The organism is bacterium (assembly GCA_027622355.1).
Taxonomy (GTDB): Bacteria; UBA8248; UBA8248; order UBA8248; family UBA8248; genus JAQBZT01.
On the sequence record JAQBZT010000335.1, the window covers coordinates 1 to 2,657 of the forward strand.

Below are 2,657 nucleotides of genomic sequence, written 5' to 3' on the forward strand. Positions count from 1 at the left end.
CCGATGAGAAGCGCCGCCGCCCCGTCGCAAAGGGCCAGCTCATCGGGGCCGCCCGGCCGCGCGGGCCGCGCCTCGGCGGCCACCACGGCGGCGGTTTTGGCCGAGCCCGCCTCCACCGCATCGAGCGCGGCGCGGAGGGCCGAGGTGCCCGCCCGGAGCGATCCCCCGATGTCCATCACCGAGATCCGGTCAGGCAGATCGCCGGCCGCGGCGACGATCGCCGCGTTCGATTTCTCGGCGTAGGGAAAGGAGGTGGAGGCGAAGTAGAGCGCGTCCACGGCGATGGGGCCCCAGTCGGCGGTGTGGTTCAGCGCCTCCACCGCCATCGTGATGGCGTCCTCATCGTGGTTGGCGATGGGGCGCGACGCCTTGGGATTTCCCGCGCCCCACACCGCGCGCACCGCCCCGCCCTGCAGTCTGTAGAAGGGGATGTAGGCCCCCACGCTGATGATTCCGGCCATGCGGTACCTCGTTTTGGTGAATGAAAAAGTGAGTAGTCCAAGCATCATTTCCCCGCCGGAGCGGAAGAGTCAAGCGGATGCAGGGTTATTCGTAGAAAATATCGGAGGGGGCTCCCTCGGGAGCCGATCGCGCACCTTTCCGCTGGTTCGGCTGCGCCTTCGGGCGGGATTTGGGGTCCCGTTCGGCATCGCGGGGCTGGTAGGTTTTTCCCGAGTCGAGGAAAACATCCCATCTGAGGAGGGGGATGAAGTAGTAATAGAAGATTGCGATGAGCAGCCAGAAGAGAACGGCCCCAACCATCCACCTTCCGGTCCGCCCGCGCTCTTTTTCGCGGAAGGAGTCTCCCTTGTCGTATTTCGCGCGGCGAACCCGGGAGACCCGCACGACGTGCTCCCGCCGCCGCCCCAGCCAGTTCAGCCGGCGGCGGAAACGGAGCGCTGCCCGGTAGCTGTTCTGGGAGAAGACGAGCAGGCGGATGTGAACCCCGCGGTTGCGGAGCATGAGCCGGACGCGCTGAAGTTCTCTCTTTTTTTTGAACTCCTCGTCCGATCGGATGAGGATGGCCATCCGGCGGTGTCTCTTCTCGACGTAGAGGTCGGGAAAAGGGCCCTTTCCAGCGGGGCGGCACGCGGGGTTCCCTCGAACTCACCCCGTAGACCTTGTAGCCCCGCCGCTTGTAGCGGCCGGCCATCTGCTCAAGAAAACTCTTCTGCACGCATATCCCCCCGATCCGGAAAAGCATAACAAGTAGAGGGAGATATTGCCCGTTCAGGGGCGGGCGTTTTCGGCGAGTTTTCGGACGGCGGCGAGAATTTCGGGGTACGCGCCGCATCGGCAGTAGTTTCCGTTCAGGTAGGCGCGGGCCTCATCGTCGGTGGGACGGGGATTTGCCGCGAGAAGGGCCTTCACAGTCAGCATCATTCCCGAGGTGCAGAAGGCGCACTGAAAAGCGCCCGCCGCGAGAAAGGCCTCCTGGACGGGATCGAGCCGCTCCCCCTCGGCGAGGCCCTCGACGGTGGTGATCGCGCACCCCTCGGGGAGGGTTGCGGCCAGCTTCAGGCAGGCGCTGATCGGGTTCCCGTCGAGCAGGACGGTGCAGGTGCCGCAGGCCCCTGTGCCGCATCCCTCGCGGGCGGCCTTCAGGCCGAGATTGTCGCGCAGCACATCGAGGAGCAGCGCGTTGGCGGCGATGTTGAGGCGGCGCGGCTCGCCGTTGACGCGGATCGAGATGGTAAACCGGCCGGGGGCGCTCATGCGGTGACCTCCCGGCCCTCTTTTTCCCGGAGCGCCCGCAGCACCTTCTCGGGGGTCACCGGCACCTCGCCCAGCCAGATTCCCGCCGCGTCGTGGATGGCGTTCAGGACGGCGGGAATGAACGAGAGCGTTCCCGACTCGCCGATGCCCCTTGCGCCGTAGGGGCCGGTCTCGACCGGGTACTCGACCGGCACGGCCCGCAGGTCGGCCGGCACGTCCCGGAAGGCGGGCAGGGGATATTCGAGAAAACTCCCGTTCACGAGCCGGCCGTCCTCGAGGCGCATCTCCTCGAACAGCGTGAAGCCGAGCGTCATGATGGCCGCGCCCTCGAGCTGTTCCACGCAGTGGCGGGGGTTGATGGCGCGGCCCGCGTCTCCGACGATGGCGAGCTTCGTGATTTTCACGAAACCCGTTTCGGTGTCCACCTCCACCTCGGCGCCCACCGCCCCCGCGAACCAGTGTTCGGTCATCTTTTCGGTCTGTCCGGTCTCGGGGTCCGACTTGTCGATCTGGCTCTGGAAGGTGCCCACTCCGGTCAGGGTGGTGCCCGGCGCGCCGAAGCGCCGGATGAAAAGCTGCGGGATGGTGATGCTCCGCTCGGGGGTGGAGCGGACGAAGGCGCGCTCCGCCTTCAGGTCGAGTTCTTCCGCGTCGGCCTCAAGTGCCTCGGCGGCGGGTTCGAGGAGCATCTTGCGGACGCTCCCGGCCGCCCCCTGCACGGCGTTGCCCATGTGGTAGATCGAACGCGCCCCCGCCGTGATGGTGTCGAAGGGGGACTGATCCGTGTCCGGGATGGTTACCCGCACCTTTTGTGGAGAGAGGCCGAGTTCCTCGGCGGCCATCATGGCGTAGGCGGTCGTTGCTCCCTGGCCCATCTCCACCGTCGCGCACCGGACGAGGGCGCTGCCGTCGCTGTTGAGCTCGACGATGGCGTTCGAGAC

4 protein-coding genes are annotated in these 2,657 nt (G+C 66.8%); all 4 read right to left on the minus strand.

Going from position 1 to position 2,657, the window contains the following annotated elements:
* Nucleotides 1-461 (minus strand): 3-hydroxy-3-methylglutaryl CoA synthase (locus tag O2807_14375; GenBank protein MDA1001689.1); only part of this gene is annotated, 461 nt, incomplete at its 3' end.
* A gap of 85 nt (nt 462-546) precedes the next feature.
* Nucleotides 547-1,029: a hypothetical protein gene (locus O2807_14380; protein MDA1001690.1), complete on the minus strand. Its 483-nt coding sequence runs from the start codon at nt 1,027-1,029 to the stop codon at nt 547-549.
* Nucleotides 1,030-1,230: 201 nt separating this feature from the next.
* Nucleotides 1,231-1,716: a (2Fe-2S)-binding protein gene (locus O2807_14385; protein ID MDA1001691.1), complete on the minus strand. Its 486-nt coding sequence runs from the start codon at nt 1,714-1,716 to the stop codon at nt 1,231-1,233.
* The coding region (locus O2807_14390; GenBank protein ID MDA1001692.1) for a molybdopterin-dependent oxidoreductase at nt 1,713-2,657 on the minus strand (945 nt) is incomplete at its 5' end. The genes O2807_14390 and O2807_14385, both read right to left, overlap by 4 nt.